The organism is Pseudogracilibacillus sp. SE30717A (genome assembly GCF_037071985.1).
GTDB lineage: Bacteria > Bacillota > Bacilli > Bacillales > Amphibacillaceae > Pseudogracilibacillus.
In genome coordinates this window covers 277,589-300,824 of sequence record NZ_JAXHDF010000001.1, presented here as the reverse complement: position 1 = coordinate 300,824, position 23,236 = coordinate 277,589, and the positions used below count along the sequence as shown (strand labels likewise).

Annotated in this window: 19 protein-coding genes; 17 read left to right on the top strand and 2 right to left on the bottom strand. The window is 36.6% G+C overall.

Features of this window, described 5'->3' with window-relative positions:
- Positions 1-3: 3 nt before the first annotated feature.
- The 9 genes from hydA to SPD48_RS01310 all read left to right on the top strand — a co-directional run bounded on the left by hydA (position 4) and on the right by SPD48_RS01310 (position 11,017).
- Entirely contained in the window at positions 4-1,419 is a 1,416-nt protein-coding gene (hydA, locus tag SPD48_RS01350; RefSeq protein ID WP_336256250.1) for a dihydropyrimidinase, read from the top strand.
- Between the two features lie 338 nt (positions 1,420-1,757).
- Positions 1,758-3,212, top strand: coding sequence for an NCS1 family transporter (locus SPD48_RS01345; protein ID WP_336256249.1), 1,455 nt, complete (start codon positions 1,758-1,760; stop codon positions 3,210-3,212).
- 185 nt (positions 3,213-3,397) lie between these two features.
- Positions 3,398-3,613: a hypothetical protein gene (locus SPD48_RS01340; RefSeq protein ID WP_336256248.1), complete on the top strand. Its 216-nt coding sequence runs from the start codon at positions 3,398-3,400 to the stop codon at positions 3,611-3,613.
- A gap of 658 nt (positions 3,614-4,271) precedes the next feature.
- Positions 4,272-5,507 (top strand): Zn-dependent hydrolase, encoded by a 1,236-nt coding sequence (locus SPD48_RS01335; RefSeq protein WP_336256247.1) that lies wholly within the window; start codon positions 4,272-4,274, stop codon positions 5,505-5,507.
- A 374-nt stretch (positions 5,508-5,881) separates the two neighbouring features.
- A complete protein-coding gene (locus SPD48_RS01330) occupies positions 5,882-6,034 on the top strand; it encodes a hypothetical protein (RefSeq protein ID WP_336256246.1) in 153 nt (50 codons plus the stop codon).
- The gene (locus tag SPD48_RS01325; protein WP_336256245.1) at positions 6,035-7,606 is read left to right on the top strand and encodes a sodium/proline symporter; all 1,572 of its coding nucleotides are present in this window, start codon (positions 6,035-6,037) and stop codon (positions 7,604-7,606) included. It begins immediately after the preceding gene.
- Positions 7,603-8,091, top strand: coding sequence for a hypothetical protein (locus SPD48_RS01320; protein WP_336256244.1), 489 nt, complete (start codon positions 7,603-7,605; stop codon positions 8,089-8,091). Before SPD48_RS01325 ends, SPD48_RS01320 begins: the two co-directional genes overlap by 4 nt.
- Before the next feature lie 102 nt (positions 8,092-8,193).
- On the top strand, positions 8,194-9,537 hold the full coding sequence (locus tag SPD48_RS01315; protein ID WP_336256243.1) for an aspartate aminotransferase family protein: 1,344 nt from the start codon (positions 8,194-8,196) through the stop codon (positions 9,535-9,537).
- 16 nt (positions 9,538-9,553) lie between these two features.
- Positions 9,554-11,017, top strand: coding sequence for a CoA-acylating methylmalonate-semialdehyde dehydrogenase (locus tag SPD48_RS01310; protein ID WP_336256242.1), 1,464 nt, complete (start codon positions 9,554-9,556; stop codon positions 11,015-11,017).
- 758 nt (positions 11,018-11,775) lie between these two features.
- Here SPD48_RS01310 and SPD48_RS01305 read toward each other — a convergent pair.
- Positions 11,776-13,404: a long-chain fatty acid--CoA ligase gene (locus SPD48_RS01305; protein WP_336256241.1), complete on the bottom strand. Its 1,629-nt coding sequence runs from the start codon at positions 13,402-13,404 to the stop codon at positions 11,776-11,778.
- Between the two features lie 146 nt (positions 13,405-13,550).
- Here SPD48_RS01305 and SPD48_RS01300 point away from each other — a divergent pair, with 146 nt between their 5' ends.
- The 4 genes from SPD48_RS01300 (at position 13,551) to SPD48_RS01285 (ending at position 17,316) form a co-directional block, all read left to right on the top strand.
- Positions 13,551-14,897, top strand: coding sequence for an MATE family efflux transporter (locus SPD48_RS01300; RefSeq protein WP_336256240.1), 1,347 nt, complete (start codon positions 13,551-13,553; stop codon positions 14,895-14,897).
- Between the two features lie 29 nt (positions 14,898-14,926).
- Positions 14,927-15,544, top strand: coding sequence for a lysozyme family protein (locus SPD48_RS01295; RefSeq protein ID WP_336256239.1), 618 nt, complete (start codon positions 14,927-14,929; stop codon positions 15,542-15,544).
- 176 nt (positions 15,545-15,720) lie between these two features.
- The gene (locus tag SPD48_RS01290; protein WP_336256238.1) at positions 15,721-16,095 is read left to right on the top strand and encodes a RidA family protein; all 375 of its coding nucleotides are present in this window, start codon (positions 15,721-15,723) and stop codon (positions 16,093-16,095) included.
- A gap of 51 nt (positions 16,096-16,146) precedes the next feature.
- Positions 16,147-17,316, top strand: a complete 1,170-nt coding sequence (locus tag SPD48_RS01285; RefSeq protein ID WP_336256237.1) for an iron-containing alcohol dehydrogenase — start codon at positions 16,147-16,149, stop codon at positions 17,314-17,316.
- 26 nt (positions 17,317-17,342) lie between these two features.
- Here SPD48_RS01285 and SPD48_RS01280 read toward each other — a convergent pair whose 3' ends face one another.
- Entirely contained in the window at positions 17,343-17,588 is a 246-nt protein-coding gene (locus tag SPD48_RS01280) for a DUF1450 domain-containing protein (RefSeq protein WP_336256236.1), read from the bottom strand.
- Between the two features lie 181 nt (positions 17,589-17,769).
- Between SPD48_RS01280 and SPD48_RS01275 the strand changes: the two genes are divergently transcribed.
- From SPD48_RS01275 to SPD48_RS01260, 4 genes are all read left to right on the top strand, one after another.
- Positions 17,770-18,678, top strand: a complete 909-nt coding sequence (locus tag SPD48_RS01275; RefSeq protein WP_336256235.1) for a DUF1002 domain-containing protein — start codon at positions 17,770-17,772, stop codon at positions 18,676-18,678.
- A 106-nt stretch (positions 18,679-18,784) separates the two neighbouring features.
- A complete protein-coding gene (locus SPD48_RS01270) occupies positions 18,785-20,317 on the top strand; it encodes an MFS transporter (RefSeq protein ID WP_336256234.1) in 1,533 nt (510 codons plus the stop codon).
- A gap of 143 nt (positions 20,318-20,460) precedes the next feature.
- Positions 20,461-22,146, top strand: a complete 1,686-nt coding sequence (locus tag SPD48_RS01265; protein ID WP_336256233.1) for a peptide ABC transporter substrate-binding protein — start codon at positions 20,461-20,463, stop codon at positions 22,144-22,146.
- A 156-nt stretch (positions 22,147-22,302) separates the two neighbouring features.
- A complete protein-coding gene (locus tag SPD48_RS01260; RefSeq protein ID WP_336256232.1) occupies positions 22,303-23,235 on the top strand; it encodes an ABC transporter permease in 933 nt (310 codons plus the stop codon).
- The last annotated feature ends 1 nt before the right edge of the window (position 23,236 follow it).

Below are 23,236 nucleotides of genomic sequence, written 5' to 3'. Positions count from 1 at the left end.
AAAATGAAGAAAATTATCAAAAACGGAACAATTGTGACCGCTTCTGATACATATCAGGCAGATGTATTAATTGAAAATGGTGTAATTACCCAAATAGGAAAAAATCTGACCCTTAACGATACAGAAGTAGTTGATGCGACTGGCCATTACGTTTTTCCCGGCGGGGTTGACCCACATACTCATCTTGAAATGCCTTTTGGTGGGACGGTAACAAAAGATGACTTTGAAACAGGTACGATCGCGGCTGCTTTTGGAGGAACGACTACGATAATTGATTTTTGTTTAACAAATAAAGGAGAGCCTTTAAAAGACGCCATTGAAACTTGGCATGCAAAATCATCAGAAAAGGCAGTTATCGATTATGGGTTTCATTTAATGATCGGGGAAGTGAATGATGCTGTATTAGCTGAACTTCCTTCTGTAATTGATAATGAGGGAATTACATCATTTAAAGTATTTATGGCCTATAAAAATGTACTGCAGGCTGACGATGAAACACTTTTCCAAACACTGATTGCAGCAAAGGAACTTGGAGCACTCGTCATGGTGCATGCCGAAAATGGGGATGTAATCGATCATTTGGTTAAAAAAGCTTTAAAAGAAGGAAACACAGATCCTATTTATCATGCATTAACTAGACCACCGGAAATTGAAGGGGAAGCCACAGAAAGAGCAGCTACATTCACCGGTTTAGCTAATTCGCAATTATATGTTGTTCACGTAACATGTGCAGAAGCTGTTAGTAAAATAGCGGAAGCTAGAGATAATGGAATTGACATATGGGGAGAAACATGTCCGCAGTATTTAATGCTGGATCAAACCTATTTAGAAAGGGAAAATTTTGAAGGTGCTAAATATGTATGGTCTCCTCCTTTACGAGAAAAGTGGAACCAAGACGTACTGTGGACCGCATTAAAAACGGGTCAACTCCATACAATTGGGTCTGACCAATGCTCATTTGATTTCGTAGGGCAAAAAGATCTTGGAAAAGGTGATTTTTCTAAAATTCCAAATGGCGGACCGATGATTGAAGATCGAGTTAGCATTCTTTTCTCAGAAGGGGTTACAAAAGGCAGGATTTCTTTAAACCAGTTTGTTGATATTACTTCAACGAGAGCTGCTAAATTATTTGGACTCTATCCAAGAAAAGGAACAATAGCAGTCGGCGCAGATGCGGATATTGTTATTTTCGATCCAATGATTGAAAGAACAATATCTGTTGATACCCACCATATGGCAGTTGACTATAATGCTTTTGAAGGAATGAAAATAACAGGTGAGCCTGTTTCCGTTCTTTCTCGAGGTGAATTTGTTGTTCGAGATAAAAGATTTGTCGGTAAATTAGGCGCTGGACAGTATATAAAGCGTGCTAAATACGGTGAGAATTACAGAACAGATAACAGAACTTACACGATCTAACTATATTTACGTTGAAGTGGGGGAGATATTATCTTCTCCCTCCATTTTATATAGCTGGATAAATGTTTACGGGTAAATTATTCAGAATATTAAAAAATTATAGAAGGGAGTGTCTCAATGAAAGAAAGTTAATCATTAGGAACATGAGAGCTTAGGTAAAAAATATCTTTTATTTTATCGCCAACACGCAACATAAATAAAAGAACTGTCCAATTATTTTTGGATCCTTTTCTTCTCGTGAGCTCATCATAAGTGCATATCTCCATTGAAGAGGGTCATTGAAAGGAAGAAAATGAAATGTTCTTCGTTAAAAAATAATGAAAGAATGGAGAATGGTTATGAAGAATACTGATTATTTAAAATCCCCCGATTTGCTTCCATCTACCCAAAAAGAAAGGGTAGTTAGCACATTTGGATTTGGTGTGATGTGGGTAGGTATGGCTATCGTAATTTCAGCCTTTGCACTTGGGGGAGCAGGTATGGCGAACCTCTCGCTTTTCTGGGTCTTGGCCGCTTCCATGGTGGGGTGTATTTTAATAGGGCTTTTTATGACAATTACATCGGATGTGGGGATTGAACATGGCTTATCTTTCCCGGTATATATCCGTGCTCCTTTTGGAACCGTTGGTACACATATTCCTGCCTTGATTAGGGCAACAACAGCGTCTATTTGGTTTGGGATTAACACCTATTTTGGTGCGACGGCTATGAACGCTATATTTAATATATTTTGGGGATTTGATAATTGGTTTATCTGTTTCATCGTATTCATTGCAGTTCAATTAACGAATACAATTCTAGGAATTAAAGCAATTGAACGTTTTGCTAATTTGGCCGCTCCTACAGTTATCATCATAGCAATTTGGATGTATGTGATTTTGGGTAAAGAAGCAGCCTCCATTGACCGTAATGTATGGACGTGGATTGAAGAACCTGTTTCAGCAGGCTTAATGTTTACTGCCTTTATGTTAATAGTAACTGGGACGATGGGATACTGGGCAACCTTGGCAAATGACCTAATGAATATCTCTAGATATGTAACAGCACCAAGGTTTGAAAGAAATTGGTGGAAGCGAAATAAAGGTATGTGGGTAGGTAGTATCATTGTTATGCCTATTGTCCAAACATTTGTAGTTGCAATAGGGGCTATTGCTTATATTGCAGTAGGTGACTATGACCCTGTTGCCGCAATAAAGTTACTTTCAACTAGTGGTATTGTTTTAGCCGTTTTGTTTCTAATGATTGTGTTTGCCCAGTGGTCAACGAATACACCAGCAAACGTTGTGCCTGCCGCAACTGTATTTTCTAATATTGGTGGACCTAAAGTACCTTATTTTCTCGGAGTAATTATAGCCGGTGCTATCGCTGTGCTGTCGAGACCATGGGCCATTCTCGATGTGATTATACCATTCTTAATCATAAGTGGCGCTATTTTATCTGCAACAGTAGGAATCATTATTACTGACTATTATATCATTCGTAAGCGTCGATTAAATGTACCAGATTTATATGAGGGTGATGGTCAATATCGCTTTCATCATGGAATAAACTGGGCAGGCATGATTTCATTTATATTGGGTGGAGGAGTCGCATTATTATTCCAAACATATTCCTTCTTTGTTGGATGTATCGTCGCAGGGGTCGCATATTACTTTTTAGCCAAACACTGGTGGTTTAAAAAATATCAACAAGCGGAACTAGAAGACCCTAGTGACGAAAAGTATTTAGGAACTACTGTAGGGAGAGATTGGGTCATTGATGTAGAGAAGAAGGAAGATACAAAAGTTAGTTAATTGACTTGAGGTAGTTAAGAGAGCGCGGGTTCTAACATAATTAATCTTGAATGGATGTATGTCATGAAAAGGAGGTTATTCATATATTTGTTGGAATAGACGTACGTAACTGAAAAAAACTCAAGTTATAAAAAGTCATATATTAATAGGATCTTGTAGTTTTTATTGTGAAAGGTGGAATTGCAATGAGTGAATATAAAATATTTTTGCAAGAAAGAGACCAAATTGACTTTTTGATTCAAAAAGGATATAAAATTACAAAGGTTACTGAAAATTTGAACGGCGCATATATAGAGTTTGAAAATAATGAGCAGGAAGACAAGGAAGTATTGCATATCATTACCCCAGAGGGGAGAAAGTATTTTTCAGTCTTATTAATCAGCCAGCAGCAAGGTGCGTAAAAGTAGATATTTTAAAAAAGATAGATAAATAAATGTCCGGTTAGATTAAAGAAACTTGTTATTTCAGACAAAGAGTTGATCAATACACGGAGATGATAAGTTTTTTTCTTTAATGAATGAATTTCATAAGTACTAATTCTAATAGAAAATCCGAACAAATAACCAAATTATTTACTAATAGTTCATATATATAACAACACATTACTAAGATTGAAACGAAAGGTGGCGACTCCTGCGGGATAAAAGGCATCGGTGAGACTCACAGGGAAATAGTCAAGGAAGGCCAACTAACAACGCCCTTTGCGGGCAACGTCGGCATACTCCTCGTCGGGGCACCGCCCGCGGTAAAGGAGACACAGAGAAAGCAAAGCGCTAACGTTGCTTGACCTGATGTCGCTCTTATGCCTGTGGTGAAAGCGACCACCTGTAGTAGAAATCGATGTATTTCTGCAATCTAAAGAATATTCGGATCTGTGCTCGACTTAGTGAATTGTGAAATTGATTCAAGTAAAGTTTAATGAGGCCATTGCGGGATGGTCTATACTCCAAAGTAAAAAATTAGAGCTTATCGTTTAATTTCTATGCAATGCTGGTATAACAAATGAAGTGGTTTATCCATTATCAATCATAAATATAAAAAAGTTAGAGGTGTCATGAGATGAAAACGAATTTGTTAGCAGTGAAAAAAGGAAGAGTTCAAGAGAAAATTGAGGAGTTTGCTAAGTTTGGTGAAACTGCGAATGGAGGAGTAACTCGTCTCGCTTTATCGGAAGAAGATCGTTTGGTTCGTAATTATTTTCGAGAGTATTGTGAAAGGTTAGGGTTAGCTGTTAAGGTCGATGATATGGGCAATATGTATGGTACGTTAGAAGGCAAAGAGAATAAGCCTCCGATTGTTATTGGGTCTCATCTCGATTCCGTGAAAAAAGGTGGCAAATACGATGGCGCTTTAGGAGTAATTGCGGGCTTAGAAGTGATCGAAACGCTTATAGATAATAATATTACTCCAAGGATTCCTATAACAGTCGTAAATTTTACGAATGAAGAAGGTGCAAGATTTGATCCTGCTATGATGTCTTCGGGCGTCCTATCGGGAAAATTTCAGAAAGAAAAAATGATGGAATCAACCGATGTAAATGGGGTAACGTTCCGAGAAGCTTTAGATGCAATTAATTATGTGGGAGAATACGAAAATCGGTTAACCGAGGCAACTGCCTTTTTGGAGTTACATATTGAGCAGGGCCCTGTCCTTGATAATACCTCTACTTCAATAGGAGTAGTGGACTGTGTTGTAGGGATGGTATGTTATGAAATAGAAATAACCGGTGAATCGAATCATGCAGGCACAACTCCAATGAATATGAGAAGAGATTCACTTTTTGTTGCAAATGATCTAATAATGTCTGCTCGTGAATATTTAAGAAAACTAGATGAACAGTTAGTGTACACGATTGGAAGGATGAATGTTTTACCAAATATTCACACGGTCATCCCCGAAAAAACAATTTTTACAATTGAAGCTAGACATAAGGATCCTCAAGTGATTAGACAGGTCGAAGCGATTGTTGAGAGTTTAGGTAATTCCCCTTCCCGTGATTTAGCTACAATTGAGATTAGAAAATTATGGGATAGAGATACGGTATGGTTTGCGCCCCATCTCCGAGATTTAGTAGAGAAGTCGGCTGACGCTCTTCATTATTCGAATAGTAGGGTCGTTAGCGGAGCGGGACACGATGCTCAATTTATTGCGAGTTATATTCCTACAACAATGATATTCGTTCCAAGTATAAATGGAAAGAGCCATATGGAGAACGAGAAAACGGATTGGGAGGACTGTGAAAAGGGAGTTAATGTATTACTAAATACGGTAATTAGTCTCTTAGAGAATGAATAAAGATTTCTAACATAAGTAATTCAAGTATAGCATCCCGTTATCTCTCTAAGGACCTTGTGTAGAAAAGAGTTAGTGACAAGGGAACGAAAAGTAATTAATCGTTCCCTATTTTCTTTCAGTTGAAGTAATGGTTCATTTAGAGTTCAAGACAGAGTCCTCCATATATCTTGGCAATTACTCGTACACCTCTAGTTGAACTTTCCTCTTCTTAGTTAAAAACCTCTAAATTAATTCTTCGCGAGAGAAAATTATAAGATTAATCAGATCGTTAATGAAAGCGATGTCAACGTTTGACATAATGTCTAATGTCATAGATAGAAGGTTCACCTAATATAAATATAACATTATTGCCCAAAAGAAAGAGAGGTGTTCTGATGTTTAATCTGCCTCCAGAGACATTTTGGTTAGTCGTCCCATGGCCTTTTATCTGGTTAACCGCAGGAATTGTTATGTACTTCGTAAATAAACGGAAGGATGATTTGGAAGACGAATATTATGCAAATTTAGACGAAAAGGAGATGAAGTAAATGGGTTCGGACGCCATTGTTTTTATTATCTACTTATTCATTCTACTTTTAATCGGTTTGTATTTCTCAAGAAAAGCATCTAAATCAGTCGACAGCTATTTACTTGGAGATCGAAGTCTTGGACCCGCTGTAACTGCACTCACAATGCAGAGTACTTCTATGAGTGGATTTATGTTTCTTGGAGGACCGGCAGAAGCCTTCCAAAGAGGTTGGTATGCTATTCTTTATGGAATAGGTGACGCTGGAGGTAGTATTGTTAACTTATCTGTATTAGGAAAACGGATGCGGCGGATGTCTGAGTTATTAAAAGCTTTATCCTCAATTGAGTATTTAGAAAAGCGTTATGAAAGTACGGCAATCCGAATTGTTGGAGCAGTTATTTCTATTGTTTTTCTATTTGCTTACGTTTTTGCTCAATTTATAGCTTCTGGTAAAGCGCTTGAAGCACTAACAGGATTATCGTATGAAACAGCATTAATAATTGGGGTTAGTGTTATTATTGTTTACACAGTAACTGGCGGCTATTTAGCAGTTGTTTGGACAGACTTTTTCCAATCGATTGTCATGCTAGTAGGTATGGTAGGAATATTAGTTATGGGACTTATCCATGTAGGAGGATTATCAGGGCTTAATGCCTCCCTTGCAAAGATTGATCCCTCCTACTTAAGTATTTGGGGAAAAGATTTAGAATTTTATGGCCAGTGGGGAGTTATTATTGGTGCAATTTTAATTTATTCAATCGGTTATATGGGGCTACCACATGTCGTTGTACGGCATATGTCCATGAAAAGTACGAAGACAGTAAAGACAGCAACTTTATGGACAGCTATTTATAACCAAGCAATGGCATTTTCACCATATTTACTCGGATTAATTGGGATCATCTTACTCCCAAATATCGCAGATCCGGAAATGGTCGTATCAGAACTTGCGTATACGTTTTTCCCAGGATTATTTGCTGCAATTCTTTTATCGGCTGTTATGGCGGCCATAATGTCAACATCTGATTCGATCTTAATGCAAGCAGGCACCATTTTGTCACGAGACGTATATCAACGGTTTATGAATAAAACTGCTGATCAGAATCGGATGATTCTTGTTTCGAGGATTAGTATTTTACTTGCTGGGATTATTGGAATTATTGTAGCAATTAAACAACCTCCATCGGTTTTTGCTCTTGTCGTATTTGCTTTTGGAACGTTAGGTAATAGTTTTCTTGTTCCTTATATTTGTTCCGTTTACTGGCGTAATTCCAATAAAGTTGGTATTTTAACCGCTATGATAGCAGGTAGCATTTCTCATATTCTATGGACAACGTTTGATTGGCAAGCTAGCACTGGCATTCATCCGTTTTTAGGAGGGTTACTTGTTTCTATTTTAGGAATGATAATCGGAAATAGGTTTGGAACGCCACCATCGGAAGAAGTTTTTAAAATATTTGAAGAGGCAAAGGGTCCAAGGTTATTACCGAGTAATATCGAGAAAAATATTTCTTGTGAAATTAGTCCTGAAGCTAAAAGTATCTCTACTTTTGTTTCTAAACAATTGTCTATTGAGGGCCAATTAAAATGAGATCACTAAAAACGGAAATAATTTCATTCGAGAAAGAAACATTAAAGCAGTCACTTGAAAAAATGGATGCCAATGTCTCCTATAAAGTTAAAACATTAATATACTATCCATATTTATTTTATGAATTTCTTGTGGAACCAACTGGTCGGATAAATAGAGTTGGAAAAAAAGCAGGGTGTACAATCGATGGTATGAATAAAGTGGGGGCAGTAGCAGATCAGGCTCCTGAATTCATTGTTAAAAAGAATGTGGATGATAAATTTGTGCTGAGAAGAAATATAAGTATAGATGAAGCTAAGATAATAGCGGAAAAATTTTTATTTGAATCTATCTATTCCCGTATGAAAATTTTAAAGATGCCAACCTTGAGATTAAAGCATCATGTAGAATTTTATCGTCCTTATTGGATTGTGAAAGGAGAGAAGGAAAGGTCGGAATTTTATTTAACGGTGGATGCTATTACCGGTAAATATCATCCTTTATAGGTTAAAAGAAAATGGAAAATATTTAACATTCTGTCTAATGGCTAATGGAAAAAACAATATATCATTATAAGTAAGAGATTAGGAGAGAGAGGAGAGAGTTAATTGATTACGGACACTGGCGATTTATCAAAAAAAGATGAAAAATACGTTTGGCATGCAGTAAAGCCGTTTAATCCTGATTCTACTATTATAGCTGACGAAGCCACCGGGGCGTGGATTACAGATGTTGAAGGGAATAAGTTTCTTGATGCAATGGCTGGTCTTTGGTGTGTGAATACAGGATATGGCAGAAGTGAGCTTGCAGAAGTAGCTTATGAGCAATTAAAAAAAATGGCGTATTTCCCCATGTCCCAAAGTCATATCCCAGCTATCAAATTAGCGGAAAAGATTAGTGATTGGCTTGAAGATGACTATGTTGTCTTTTTCTCTAACAGCGGTTCGGAAGCGAATGAAACAGCATTCAAAATTGCTCGCCAATATCACCAACAAAATGGGGAGCCGAGCAGACAAAAATTTATTTCAAGATATCGGGGGTACCATGGTAATTCAATGGGGGCATTGGCAGCGACAGGGCAGGCCCAAAGAAAGTATATGTATGAGCCATTAGCACAAGGCTTTATTCATGTGACTCCCCCCGACATATATAGAAGTCCTTATCAAGGGACGTTGGAGGAACAAAGTCTGGCAGCCGCCGATGAGATAGATCGAGTCATGACGTGGGAATTAAGTAAAACGATTGCTGGGGTAATCATGGAACCAATTATAACAGGTGGTGGAGTGATTGTTCCTCATGAAAGTTATTTGCCACGAGTGAGAGAAATTTGCGACAAACATAATACGTTACTGATCATTGATGAGGTTATATGTGGTTTTGGCCGTACTGGTAAAAAGTTCGGTTTTCAGCACGCTGGAATTAAGCCGGACATTGTAACAATGGCGAAAGGAATTACGAGTGGGTACTTACCTTTAGCAGCTACGGCAGTTCGAAAAGAAATTTATGACGCATTTAAAGGACAGGGGGAATATGACCATTTTCGTCATGTAAGTACTTTTGGAGGTAATCCTGCGGCATGTGCATTGGCTTTGAAAAATATGGAAATATACGAAGATGAGAAATTAATTGAACGTTCGGAAGTTATGGGTGAAAAACTAAGGCAGAAATTATCTGAGTTAGAAGACCATCCTTTCGTTGGCCATATAAGAGGAAAAGGTTTATTAATTGGTATTGAACTTGTTAAGAACAAAGCAACGAAAGAACCTGCAGAAAGAGAATTCGTTGATTTAATTATCAGTTACTGCAGAAGCAAAGGCTTAATCATTGGTAAAAATGGTGATACAGTTGCAGGGTTTACCAATATTATCGCTCTTAGCCCACCTTTAAATATAACAGATGATGATCTAGAGTTTATTGTTACGATTTTAAAAGAAGCATTTGCTAAAAATTAGTTAAGGAGGAATAGGAATGACAACACAAGTTGCTCAAAAAGTAAAAAATTTTATCGGTGGAAAATGGGTAGAATCAAAGACGGACAGAACAGAACCGGTTTACAATCCAGCTACAGGTGAAATTATTGCACAAGTTCCAATCTCAACAAAAGAAGAGCTTGATGAGGCAGTTAAGGTAGCAGCGGAAACATTTAAAACATGGAAAGAGGAGCCTGTGCCTAAGCGAGCAAGAATTCTATTTAAATATCAGCAATTATTAGTAGAACATTGGGATGAATTAGCTAGGCTTATTACAGTAGAAAACGGAAAAAATTACACCGAAGCACATGGAGAAGTATTACGGGGAATTGAGTGTGTCGAATTTGCTGCAGGAGCGCCTACATTAATGATGGGTGAGCAACTTCCATCCATTTCACAAGGGTTGGATTCAGGGGTTTATCGCTATCCAATCGGTGTAATTGGAGGAATAACACCATTTAATTTTCCAATGATGGTACCTACATGGATGTTCCCAATGGCACTTGTGACAGGAAACACATTTGTCCTTAAACCATCTGAACGTACCCCTCTGTTAGCGAATCGATTGGCTGAATTGGTTGTGGAAGCAGGGTTACCAGAAGGTGTACTGAATATTGTACACGGTGCCCATGATGTCGTAAATGGTCTACTTGATCATGAGGATGTTGCCGCTATTTCGTTCGTTGGTTCTCAACCAGTAGCTGAATATGTATATAAGCGTGGAACTGCTAATCTGAAACGCGTGCAGGCTTTAGCTGGAGCAAAAAACCATTCAATCGTTTTAAAAGATGCAAACTTAGATCATTCTTCTACACAAATATTAAATGCAGCATTTGGGTCGGCTGGAGAGCGTTGCATGGCCTGCTCAGTAGTTGCAGTGGAAGAATCAATTGCAGATGAGTTTATCGATCAGTTAGTTCATAAAGCGAATGAAATTACAATTGGAAATGGGTTAGATGATGGAATTTTCCTTGGCCCGGTAATTCGTGATGCTCATAAAGAAAGAACACTTCAATATATAGAGACAGGAGAAAAAGAAGGAGCAAGATTAATCCGGGATGGCCGAAAAGATAAAAGTGCTCAAGATGGCGGCTATTTTGTAGGGCCAACGATTTTTGACAACGTTACAAGTGAAATGAAGATCTGGCAAGATGAAATTTTCGCTCCTGTTTTATCTATAAGTAGAGTGAAAGATTTAGATGAGGCCATTGAACTAACAAATAAATCAAATTTTGCAAATGGATCTTGTATTTTTACAAACAACGGTGGTAGCGTTAGAAAATTTAGAGAGAATATCGATGCCGGGATGTTAGGAGTGAATATTGGGGTTCCAGCTCCAATGGCATTCTTCCCGTTCTCTGGATGGAAAGATTCCTTTTATGGAGATTTACATGCGAACGGAAAAGATGGGTTACAGTTTTATACGAGGAAAAAGGTTGTTACTGGTCGCTGGGTTGAATAAATGAAAAAGTAAGGAAAGAAAATCCCGCATGGATTCAAACTGTTTTGAATCTATTGCGGGTTTTTATTTTGTTATTACGATGGAAAGTTTGACAATTTTCTACTAAAAAAGTAAATAAAGAATATTTTTTGGTTTACTATGAAGGCAAAGCTTTTATTTCTATCTGAATTATTCACTTTAATTCCATAATTCGCCGTTTTAGGTAACGATTAGATACTATTCGTTCCTTACATTCCATAATTCGCCTTTTTGGGTAACGATTAGATGTTATTCGTTCCTTTAATTTCATAGTTCGCCTTTTTGGGTAACGATTAGATGTTATTCGTTCCTTTAATTTCATAGTTCGCCTTTTTGGGTAACATTAGATGTTATTCGTTCCTTACATTCCATAATTCGCCTTTTTAGGTAACGATTAACCGTTATTCGTTACCTTATTTCCAATTTCATCGTTTTGAGCTAACGATGAAACTATATAAAAGAAGCAAAAATGTTTTTACGTAGATAAGATAAATAGCCACTCGTGTCAGGTGACACACTAGCATAGGTCCCCAGCTTGTCTCTTATAAGTTCTCGGTAGCATAACACTAGCAAATGCTCCCCTCAGTTCACGTCTTCTTCACTAGGGGAGCATAAAAGCAATGTGATTATTCGTCCGTTATTGATGCATAAATAATTACTTCATAGTTTTGCGGCCATTAAGAGTTACTGCTAAAAGAATGCTTTAGGTGGCTTCTTTTGTATGAATATATATCAATTAGCTAGATCTCTTCGCTCTCTGCTTGATAGTGTTCCAGTACGGATCTTCTAAGTTCACGTTTTAAAAATTTTCCTACGGAGGATTTTGGTATTTCTTCTACAAAAAGTACATCGTCTGGGATCCAAAATTTAGCGAATTGTGGTCTTAGAAAATCGAGTAATTCTTCTTTGCTCGTTTTATCAACATAGTTATCATGTAGAACAACACATGCTATAGGGCGCTCTTGCCACTTTTCGTCTGGCATAGCTACAACACAAGCTTCAAATACTGCATCATGCGCCATTAACACATTTTCAAGTTCTACAGAAGAAATCCATTCGCCGCCACTTTTAATTAAATCGCTCGTTCTGTCTACTATTTTTATCGTTCCTTCTTCATCTACTGTTACTACATCACCTGTGTGAAACCATCCATCGGTAAACGCTTTTTCTGAGCGCTCATCATTGTAATAGCTATCAGCAATCCACGGTCCACGTAGTAATAGTTCTCCCATAGTTTCATTATCCCAAGGAATTTCTCCTTCATCTCCAACCACTTTCATTTCCAGTCCGGGGATCAAAATTCCTTGTCTTGTTTTTTCTATAATCTTTTCTTCTTCTGATATGTCTTGTTGATAGCTTTTTAGTCGAGAATAGGTTGCGAGTGGTGTTGTTTCTGTTGCGCCGTATGCATGAAAGAAAGGGATACGATGTTTTTCTTCAAAAGCCCTAATCATTCCGATCGGTGCAGCGGATCCCCCGCATAGGACTCCTCTTAAACTACTAACATCGTATTCTTTTTGTTCTAATTCTTTTAATAAACCAAGCCAAATAGTAGGAACTCCTGCTGTAACAGTTACTCGAAAATCTTCAATAAAAGAAGCTAGTCTCTCAGGTGTAAATCGAGGTCCTGGCAAAACTTGAGTGGATCCAAACCATGTACAAGCAAAAGGTAGTCCCCAAGCATTAACGTGAAACTGAGGAACAACGGCCATTGCTACGTCAGACTCTGATAAAGCGGCTGTATCAGCTAAGCCTAATGCATAGCTATGTAATGCGATGGCACGATGTGAGTATAATACACCTTTTGGTTTTCCGGTCGTAGCAGATGTATAGCACATACCAGCAGGATCATTTTCATCAATATCTTTTATATATTCGTAATTTTCGTTTCCGTTCATGATTAAATCTTCATAGGAGTATACATTAGGTAGGTTGTTTGTAGGTAGTTCATCTTTGTCGGTCATCACAATATATGCTTTTACCGTTTTTAAATGGTGTTGGAGTTTATCTACGAGAGGTAAAATATCTTCATCAACAAAAAGTATTTGATCTTCTGCATGATTAATAATGTAAGCAATATGTTCTGGAGTTAATCGAATGTTTATTGTGTGTAATACCGCGCCGATGCCAGGAGCTGCAAAATAAATTTCAAGATGGCGATGTGTATTCCATGCCAGTGTGCCGACTCGATCGCCTTTTTTGATCCCTAGTCGATCTAAAGCACTCATAAGACAACGTGTTCGTTTGCCAATTTCTTTGTAGGTTAGCCGGTGGATTTTGTCATGTGTCTGTGAGATAACTTCTTTTTTGGGGAAAAAAGTTTCCGCATGTTCCATCATTGCTCCAACAGTTAACGCATGATTCATCAAATATACCAACCCCTTCTTAATATTCTATTTGTCTAATAATACCATATAATTGATTTATTTGAAAATACTGAAAAATGTTTAAATGTTTTCGCTAACAAAACAAAGTCTGATCAGATAGAATAGATTAATAGTAGGAGTCGATAGACATGGGGAAACAGTATAACTTTACAAAGGGAAATATTTTAAAACAACTCGTTTTCTTTTCAGGTCCGATCATGTTAGCAAACCTTTTACAGACGTCTTATCAAATGGTCGATAGTTTATGGATAGGAAACTTACTTGGTGCAGAAGCATTGGGCGCAGTTACTATATCTGGAGCAATTATTTTTACAATGCTCTCGTTTGTTATAGGTCTTAATAATGCGGCTTTAACTATTTTATCTCAACAAAAAGGAAAAGACAGTAAGACTGGGTTAAAAAACTATTTAAATGCTTTTGTAGTCATACTCACCATTCTTGCGATTATATTTAGTGTAGCTGGGTATGTATTATCGGAAGCGTTATTAAAATTGTTAGGTACTCCTGAGTCATTATTGCCACTCGCAGTCGGATACTTACAAATTAATTTTATAGGTATGCTGTTTTTATTTGGTTATAATTTTATCAGTACTGTCCTTCGGTCAATAGGCGATAGTAAAAGTCCATTAAAATTCGTTATGATTGCTGTATTGTTAAATATTTTTTTAGATCCATTATTCATAGCAGGATTTAAGATGGGCGTTAAAGGAGCAGCTTATGCAACGATTATCGCTCAAGGAATAGCATTTATATATGGGATGTATTACGTGCTACGAAATAATTTAGTTCCCTTTCAACTTCCATGGAGGCCGAAATGGAAAGAGGTTAAGTTGATCTTAAATTTGGGTATCCCAGCTGGATTGCAAATGTCTGTTATTTCTGCTGGCTCTGCCGCAATTATGAGTGTCGTTACGTTATTTGGAGGAGCAGTAGTTGGGGGCTTTGGCGCCGCACAACGTATTGACAGTATTATTATGCTGCCCGCTCATGCGCTTGGTACGGCTGTCAACAGTATGGCCGGTCAAAATATCGGAGTTTCCAATTGGCGTCGTGTCCATCAAATTACGAAATATGGATTACTGTATAATTTTTCAATCATGTGTTTAGTTGGAATTTTCATTATTATATTTGCCGAATACGGAGTCAGAATGTTTATCCAAGAAAGTGATGCAGTGATATTCGCTACAAAATATCTTCGTGTCATGGCATTTTGTTTTCCATTTTTAGGGATAAATTTTATTTTAAATGGTGTTGTCAGGGCTTCAGGTGCGATGTATCAAGTGCTCGTATTAAATATTATTTCTTTTTGGGTGTTAAGATACCCGTTGACATATCTCTTTTCTAGCATTTATGATGAAATAGGAATTGCTTTCGGAATGGGGGCAAGTTTTATGATAAGTAGTGTACTTGCTGCGGCATATTACCAATATGGAGGATGGAGAAAGAAAGAGTTATTTGAGCAACAAGTAAACTAGTAAATTAGGAAGTTAGGGGCACACATAGTATGAAAGGAAAAAAGTTTAAGATTCTTATTCGGGTGGTTGCCCTAGTTACGATGATGACTTTATTACTCGTAGGAGTGTCATTATATACAGCTAAAGATAAATTAAAAAATGGAACAATTGTTCAACATGTATTTACAAAAAGGGTAGAACAGCACCGGCCGACAGTTGAAAAGTATGCGAAGGAATATGAAATTGAAGAACATAGTGATGTATTGTTAGCAATGATGTTACAAGAGTCGGGAGGTCGTGGAGATGATCCCATGCAGTCTTCTGAAAGCCTTTGTGGAGAGGTAGGCTGTATTACAGATCCTGAACAATCGATTAAACAAGGAGTTGCTTATTTTGCAGAAACATTAAAGGCTGCAGATGGTAACATTGAATTAGCGGTGCAATCGTATAATTTTGGTATTGGTTTCATATATTACCTAAAGGAAAATAATAAAAGGTATAGTCAAGAAGAAATTATCGCATTTTCTCAAAAAATGTATAAAAATGCTCAAGATCCTACTCTATACAGTTGCTTACGAAAAGAGTCTAAACAGTTTGATGCGTGTTATGGAGACATATATTATGCGCGAGATGTAATGGAATATAGACAGAAATTTGCAACGAAGTAAAATTAAAAGTAACCTAATTAGTCTAGACATATTCTAAAATTAAATGATAACGGATACATTTTGTTAGCATATATGGAAAGTAATATAAGAGAAAGACAACTTTACTGTTTTAAAGAGGAGAATTAATTGTTATTATTAAAGTAAGCATGAATATAAACGGAGAGGAAGATGTATGAATGAAAGAAGTTTTTACAAATAAAGCACCAGCAGCTATTGGACCATATTCACAGGCAATCATTGCAGGAGACTTCTTATATGCATCAGGAGCGATCGGTATCAATCCGGAAACGGGGAATGTTGCAGAAGGTATTGAAAAACAAACCATTCAAGTAATGGAAAACTTAAGAACTGTCCTGATGGAAGGTGGAGCTACATTTTCGCAAGTAGTTAAATTTACTATTTACTTACAATCCATGGATAACTTTGGAACAGTTAATGAAATATATGGCCGTTATTTGAAAAAGCCTTATCCTGCCCGTGCAACGGTCGAAGTTAGCCGTTTACCAAAAGACGTATTAGTGGAAATTGACGCAGTTGCTTATTTAAAATAAAGGGGTTTTATAACTCCTTTATTTTTTTATATTATGAATGGGGGTGAAAATATGGAGTCTTTTATGTATTTTAATCCAACAAAACTTCTTTTTGGAAGAGGTCAACTGAGTCATTTACCGAAAGAAGTTTCTGCATATGGGAAAAAAGTGCTCCTTGTGTATGGAGGGGGGAGCATTAAGAAAAATGGACTCTATAATCAAATAATAACATTACTAGAACAGGCGGAAATTGAATGGGTAGAATTAAGCGGTGTAGAACCAAATCCACGAGTAACCACTGTTCGGAAAGGAATAGCCCTATGTAAGCGTGAAAACATTGAATTTGTCTTGGCAGTCGGTGGAGGAAGCGTGATTGATTGCGTGAAGGCAATCGTAGTTGGAGCGAAGACTGATAGAGATGTATGGGATATAATAAGCAGGAAGAGTAGAGCAGAAGATGGTTTGCCATATGGATCTGTTGTGACTATTTCTGGTACAGGTGCAGAAATGAGCTTAACCTCAGTTATTTCTGATTGGGAAACGAAAGAAAAACGTGCATGGGTTTCCTCTTTTTCAAGAGCTAAATTTTCAATCGTTGATCCATCTTTCATGACAACTGTGCCAAGAGAACAGACCGTCAATGGAATTGTAGACACGATGTCTCATATATTGGAACATTACTTTCATACGGGGAAAAATACACCGATCCAAGATCAATTTTGTGAAAGTGTTTTACGAACTCTAATCGACGTCACGCCTAAGCTGTTGGAGGATTTAGATAATTACGAGCTTCGTGAAACGATAGCTTATGCAAGTACGATTGCATTAAGTGATCAATTAAATATGGGGTTTGTAGGTGACTGGGCCACGCATCATATTGATCATGCACTCTCCGCAGTACATGATATTCCTCATGGGGGCGGTATGGCAATTTTATATCCTCACTGGATGAAATACGTGTTTGATAAACAAAATGTTAATAAGTTCAGTCAATTAGCAATAAACGTACTTGGTATAGATGCTACAGGAAAAACGAAAATGGAAATTGCAGAAAAGGGAATCGAAGCGTTAGCGCATATTTGGACCTCATGGGGAGCGCCATCTAAATTAAGCGAATATGACATAACTGATGAAACATTACCATTAATCGCACAAAAAACATTAGAAGCTGCCCCAAAATGCGGTAATTTTAAACGATTAAGCGAAACCGATGTCCTAGCCATACTTAATAGTAGCTTATAAATTACTTCAAAGAAAAAAGAATTAGCTTACGCATAAATAGCTAATTCTTTCTTAATTTCTTCTCTAATTTTCTCTAAACATTGTTCAGGTGTTTTTCCGTGAACTAATTTTCCATTAACAAGAGCATAAGGACTATTTGCACATAGTCCACAATAAGATAAGCAACTATTCATAATCACAGCAACTTCTGGAAATTCACCTTCAATAATTTCTTCTATATTTAATGTTGTGAGGAGGTTAGCACTACAAACGTCCACAATAACAATACCCATTAATTTTCACAAACCTTTTTTATTAACTTTTTGTAATGTAGTTATATCATTATTTTGATCATTGTTGCAATGGAATTGCTTATACATTGTAAAAAAAGATATTTTAATTCATAATTTTTTAATTGTATTTTGTGATAAGAAGGCATAGAATATGTATAAGTTTAAAAAAGGAGTTTATCAGATGAAATATATTAGTAAACTATTTATAATGCTTACGTTTGTATTTGGACTAGCTTTTAGTTCAACTCTGTTTGTACAATCAGCTTATGCAAAAGATGAAGGAATTAATGAATTATTAGGTGCACCAATTGTAGTTTATGGCGGAAATTTAACAGAGGATCAAAAAGCAGAAGTACGCAGAATACTTGATGTTGACCAAGATAATGTAACTGAAATGGAAGTAACCGGAAAAGATATCGCGCATTATATAGATGGAAATCCCAATTCAAATATGTATTCATCTGTAAAAATTACACATAAAGACAAAGGACATGGTATTGTTGTCAATATTGTGACAGCTGACAATATCACTCAAGTAACAAGTGAAATGTATAGCAATGCGCTACTTACAGCGGGAGTAGAAAATGCATTAATTGAAGTGGCATCACCATTACAGGTAACAGGCCATTCTGCGTTAACAGGTATTTATAAGGCATATGATGCGGCTGGTGCGGATTTAGATAAAGATAGAATGGAAGTTGCTAATGATGAGTTATCCATAGCAACTGAGTTATCCGAAAAAGAAGGATTAACGCAAGAAACTGTTACAGAATTAATGACTGAAATAAAGAAGGCAATTGCTGATCAAGACCCGGCTACTAGAGAAGATGTCGAAAAAATTGTTCAGGAACAACTTGATAAATTGGAGATCAATTTAAGTGAAGAGGATCGTCAATTGCTTACTGATCTATTTGAAAGAATGAGAGAATTAGATATTGATTTTGATAAAGTGAAACAACAGCTTGAAGACATTACTTCAACGATTAAAGATAGACTAGGGGATATAAATATCGATGAAGGATTCTGGGATAAGGTTTCAAAATTCTTCCAAGATCTAATCGATAGTATTGCAGGTTTATTTAAAGGTTAAGGCTCTGATTAGGAGCCTTTTTCTTTTGAAAGGGTAAAATTTTGTTGTTAAAAAGAAAACATTATCGAAAAGAAGCGTATTAGTATAGCTTAAAGCAGGTGATTTAGTGGAAAAGCAGATAAAGTCACAAAAATGGCCAATTATCTTATTTACAATTGGTGTATTTATGGCTGGTCTTGACAATGGAATAATTAGCGCAGCATTAACAACAATTTATAATTCATTTGGTGTTTCTCCAACTTGGGGAGCATGGACGGTAACATTATATACATTAGGTTTGGCGATTTCTGTACCGATAGTTGGAAAGCTATCCGATAATTATGGTAGAAAAAAATTGTTCGTTATAGAAATTTTGTTATTTGGTATCGGTTCCCTCCTCGTAGCGGTTAGTCCAAATTTTACAACACTTCTTATTGCACGGTTTATTCAAGCAATTGGTGGTGGAGGTATTTTTATCATAGGGAGTTCGCATGTGTTGGCGACAGTACCGAAAAAACAGCAAGGAAAATATCTTGGACTGCTTGGAGGCATGCACGGTTTATCAGCGGTCATTGGTCCTAATATAGGGGCATTAATTTTACATCTAACCGGAACATGGCAGTGGATGTTTTTAATAAATATTCCGATTGCATTGTTTCTAATTTTGATGGGGTTAAATAAAATTCCTGAAACAAAACAGCCATCTGTAAAAGCTCTTGATTTAAAGGGTACAATTTATCTATCTCTGGCTATTATCGCCCTTATGCTTGGAATAACTAATATAAACAGCCTGAATTTATTCGCGAGTATAACAAATATTACAGTTTTACCGTATATACTTGCTGGAATATTACTTCTTTATTTCTTTTTAGTTCATGAAAGGTTGCTAGAAAAAAAGGGAGGAGATCCGATTATTGCTTATTCACTGTTGCGAAAGCAATCGTTTCAGCTCACATTATTATTAGGTCTGCTTTCTGGTGGATTTTTAGCAAGTATTATTTTTATTCCTTCTTATGTGCAGCAAGTTCTTCAAGTACCTGTAGAAAACGCTGGATTTTGGTTAACACCACTTGCACTTGCTTCGGGAGTTGGAGCAGGACTAGGTGGATTTTTAACAGATAAGATTGGTGCGAAAAGAACCATTATCGTCTCAGGATTTATAGGATTAGTTGGATTTTTAATGTTCTTTTCTTTTGTTGATAACTTACTAACATTTGTAGTTGCCAGTGTGTTTGCTGGAGTAGGGCTAGGCTTTTTGCTTGGTGCTCCTTTAAATGTTCTAGTCGGAGAAAGTTCTAAAAAAGACCAATATGGGACATCATTGGGGACACTTTCTTTAATACGGCAAATTGGGTTGACTCTATTCCCGACAGTATTTGCAAGCTTTATAACTTCTGGGATAATGAAAATTGAGCCAACGATTCAAGCAGTTTTTGGAGAAATAAATATCCCTTTTGAACATATAGATAAAGGTGAGGGGTATGGAGAAATAATGGCCGAAATTGCGAAAGTAGAAGATCCGTACATGCAAGAGCAACTATATACGATTGTTGCAAATGTGATGAAATCGGGTTTTCAAGATATGTTTTTTATTGCAGTTATTATTTCGGCAATTGTAATTATCGTTAGTATTTATCTTCAAATGGCAAAAACAAACTAGATGAACCACCCCCTTAAAAACAAAAGATTCTGACTTTAACTCAGATTGTGGAAAAGTTAAAAAAAGTATGTATAATAAAAATTGCAGATACATATAAAATTTTACATATCTGTAAAACAATTTAAGGGGAGGGGTTCATAGATATGAACTGGAAAAAATGGTCATTATTATTAACTCTTGTTTTTGCGTTAAGTATTTTCCTGGCTGCATGTGGCGGAGGTCAAGATGGAGCGAGCAATGACAAAAGCAATGAAGATGCGAGTGAAAGTGAAGATGCAACAGAAAATGAAAGCGGTTCAGAAAAACTTGCTGAAGAACAAGTTTTAAACTTGAACATTAAATCAGAGCCGCCATCTTTACATCCAGGTACATCATCTGATACAACATCAAGTGCTGTACTTGACCAGATATTTGAAGGATTAACACGAGTGAATCTAGAAGGAGAACCAGAACTGGCAATGGCTGAAGAAGTTGATGTGTCAGATGACGGATTAACGTATACATTTAAAATTCGTGAAGATGCTAAATGGACAAACGGAGATCCTGTTACAGCCGAGGATTTTGAGTATGCATGGAAATGGGTCTTAGATCCAGACAATGCAGATACAGACTATGTGTACCAGCTTTATGTTATTAAAGGAGCTGTAGATGCCAAAGAAAATGGGGCTTCATTAGACGATGTTGGTATCACAGTAGAAGATGATCATACACTTGTTGTTGAACTAGAACAACCTACTGATTATTTCTTAGAATTAACTGCATTCCATACGTATTACCCAGTTAATAAAAATGTTGTAGAAAATAATGAAGAATGGGCATTAGATGCAGGGGATGACTATGTAACTAATGGACCGTTTAAACTAGTTTCTTGGGATCATAAAGATAAGATTGTACTCGAGAAAAACGATGATTATTGGGATACAGAAACAGTTAAATTGCAAACGATTACAATGCATATGGTTGGTGAAGAAGCTACAGCACTACAAATGTATGAGAATGATGATTTAGATTGGATCGGAGACCCAATTGATAATGTACCATTAGCAGCTATTCAATCCATGAAAGATTCAGGAGATTTACACATTTCTGACCGTGCTGGCTTATACTATTACACAGTAAACCATGAGGATGAATTATTTGCTAATGCAAATATTCGTAAAGCATTTGCATTATCGGTTAATCGTCAGGGCATTGTAGATAATGTGACAAAGAGTGAAGAGAAGCCTGCGATGGCACTAGTTCCACCTTCTATGTTCCCGGAGAATGAAACAGGGTACTTTGAAGATAATGATCCAGAGAAAGCAAAAGAGTATTTAGAAAAAGGTTTAGAAGAGTTAGGATTAGATAAACTTCCGACTGTTAAACTTTCTTACAACACAGATGAGGGGCATGCTGCAATTGCTCAAGCTGTTCAAGATATGTGGAAGAAAAACTTAGAGGTTGACGTAGAATTAAATAATGAAGAGTGGAACGTTTATCTTGATTCACTTGGAGAAGGAAATTACCAAATGGGTCGTATTGGTTGGATCAGTGACTTTAATGATGCAATCAACTTCTTAGAAATCTTTGAAACTGTTGGTGGAAACAACTATACAAATTGGGAAAATGAAGAATATCAGAATCTATTAAAAGAATCACGTGAAGAATTAGATTCGGATAAACGCCAAGAGATCTTAAAAGAAGCAGAAGATTTATTTATGGAGGAACTACCAATTATTCCAATTTACTTCTATACGAACACATATGCAAGCAAAGACTCTGTAAAAGGTATTGAAGCCTTACCGGTTGGTGGTTTTAACCTAAAATGGGGCTATATTTCAGAGGAATAAAAAATCTTTCGTTAGGTGAATGAAATAGGGGTGATTCATTTCACCCTTATTTCTATTTACTCACTCATATGTAAATGGTTACACGATGGATAAGACCCCATTATACTTCTTTTTATTTTAATTCTTTTAAACTATTATTTCTTGGGGGTGGGATGAGTGCTCAAATATATTTTAAAACGTATAGGGTTTATTTTAATTTCGTTATTCTTTATTGTAACGATCACATTTGCACTTATGCAAATGGCACCAGGTGGACCTTTTGCTTCTGAAAGAAAATTGCCGCCAAAAATTGAAGCCCAAATGAATGAAATATATGGATTAAATGATCCGATTCACGTTCAATATTTCGATTATCTAACCCGGATTGCAAAATGGGATTTCGGACCTTCATTTAAGTATGTTGGACAAAGTGTAAATGATATTATTAGTCGTAGCTTTCCTTATTCACTCATATTAGGGATGGAAGCAATCTTTTTAGCAGTATCGATTGGAGTCTTATTAGGAGTAATCGCTGCACTGTACCATAATCGTTTTGGAGATTATATAGCTATGATTATCGCTGTGCTCGGTATTTCTGTACCAAGTTTCATCTTAGCGACTATTTTGCAATATGTTTTCGCTGCAAAACTACAGATGTTTCCGATCGCTAAATTTGATTCTTTTGCCCATAGTGTATTGCCAGCAATTGCGCTTGCTGCGACACCGCTTGCTTTTATTGCCCGACTGATGCGATCGAGCATGTTAGACGTTTTAAATTCAGACTATATTAAAACAGCCAAAGCAAAAGGGTTAAGTGGCCGTGTAACGATTTATCGACATGGTATAAGAAATGCTATTTTACCGGTTGTTTCTTACTTAGGTCCTTTGGTTGCTACCATTTTAACCGGTAGTTTTATTATTGAAAAAATATTTGCTATACCAGGCTTAGGAAATGAGTTTGTAGAAAGTATTACTAACCGTGACTATACCGTAATTATGGGAACGACTGTATTTTTTAGTGTCATTTTATTATTTTCAATATTAATCGTAGATATTATTTATGGCTTGATTGATCCCCGGATTAAAATTACAGGAAAAGAGGGGGATTAAT

Coding starts and splice junctions, on each gene's coding strand:
- hydA (WP_336256250.1), top strand. CDS start 4: ATGAAGAAAATTATCAAAAACGGAACAATTGTGACCGCTTCTGATACA.
- SPD48_RS01345 (WP_336256249.1), top strand. CDS start 1,758: ATGAAGAATACTGATTATTTAAAATCCCCCGATTTGCTTCCATCTACC.
- SPD48_RS01340 (WP_336256248.1), top strand. CDS start 3,398: ATGAGTGAATATAAAATATTTTTGCAAGAAAGAGACCAAATTGACTTT.
- SPD48_RS01335 (WP_336256247.1), top strand. CDS start 4,272: ATGAAAACGAATTTGTTAGCAGTGAAAAAAGGAAGAGTTCAAGAGAAA.
- SPD48_RS01330 (WP_336256246.1), top strand. CDS start 5,882: ATGTTTAATCTGCCTCCAGAGACATTTTGGTTAGTCGTCCCATGGCCT.
- SPD48_RS01325 (WP_336256245.1), top strand. CDS start 6,035: ATGGGTTCGGACGCCATTGTTTTTATTATCTACTTATTCATTCTACTT.
- SPD48_RS01320 (WP_336256244.1), top strand. CDS start 7,603: ATGAGATCACTAAAAACGGAAATAATTTCATTCGAGAAAGAAACATTA.
- SPD48_RS01310 (WP_336256242.1), top strand. CDS start 9,554: ATGACAACACAAGTTGCTCAAAAAGTAAAAAATTTTATCGGTGGAAAA.
- SPD48_RS01300 (WP_336256240.1), top strand. CDS start 13,551: ATGGGGAAACAGTATAACTTTACAAAGGGAAATATTTTAAAACAACTC.
- SPD48_RS01295 (WP_336256239.1), top strand. CDS start 14,927: ATGAAAGGAAAAAAGTTTAAGATTCTTATTCGGGTGGTTGCCCTAGTT.
- SPD48_RS01290 (WP_336256238.1), top strand. CDS start 15,721: ATGAAAGAAGTTTTTACAAATAAAGCACCAGCAGCTATTGGACCATAT.
- SPD48_RS01285 (WP_336256237.1), top strand. CDS start 16,147: ATGGAGTCTTTTATGTATTTTAATCCAACAAAACTTCTTTTTGGAAGA.
- SPD48_RS01280 (WP_336256236.1), bottom strand. CDS start 17,588: ATGGGTATTGTTATTGTGGACGTTTGTAGTGCTAACCTCCTCACAACA.
- SPD48_RS01275 (WP_336256235.1), top strand. CDS start 17,770: ATGAAATATATTAGTAAACTATTTATAATGCTTACGTTTGTATTTGGA.
- SPD48_RS01265 (WP_336256233.1), top strand. CDS start 20,461: ATGAACTGGAAAAAATGGTCATTATTATTAACTCTTGTTTTTGCGTTA.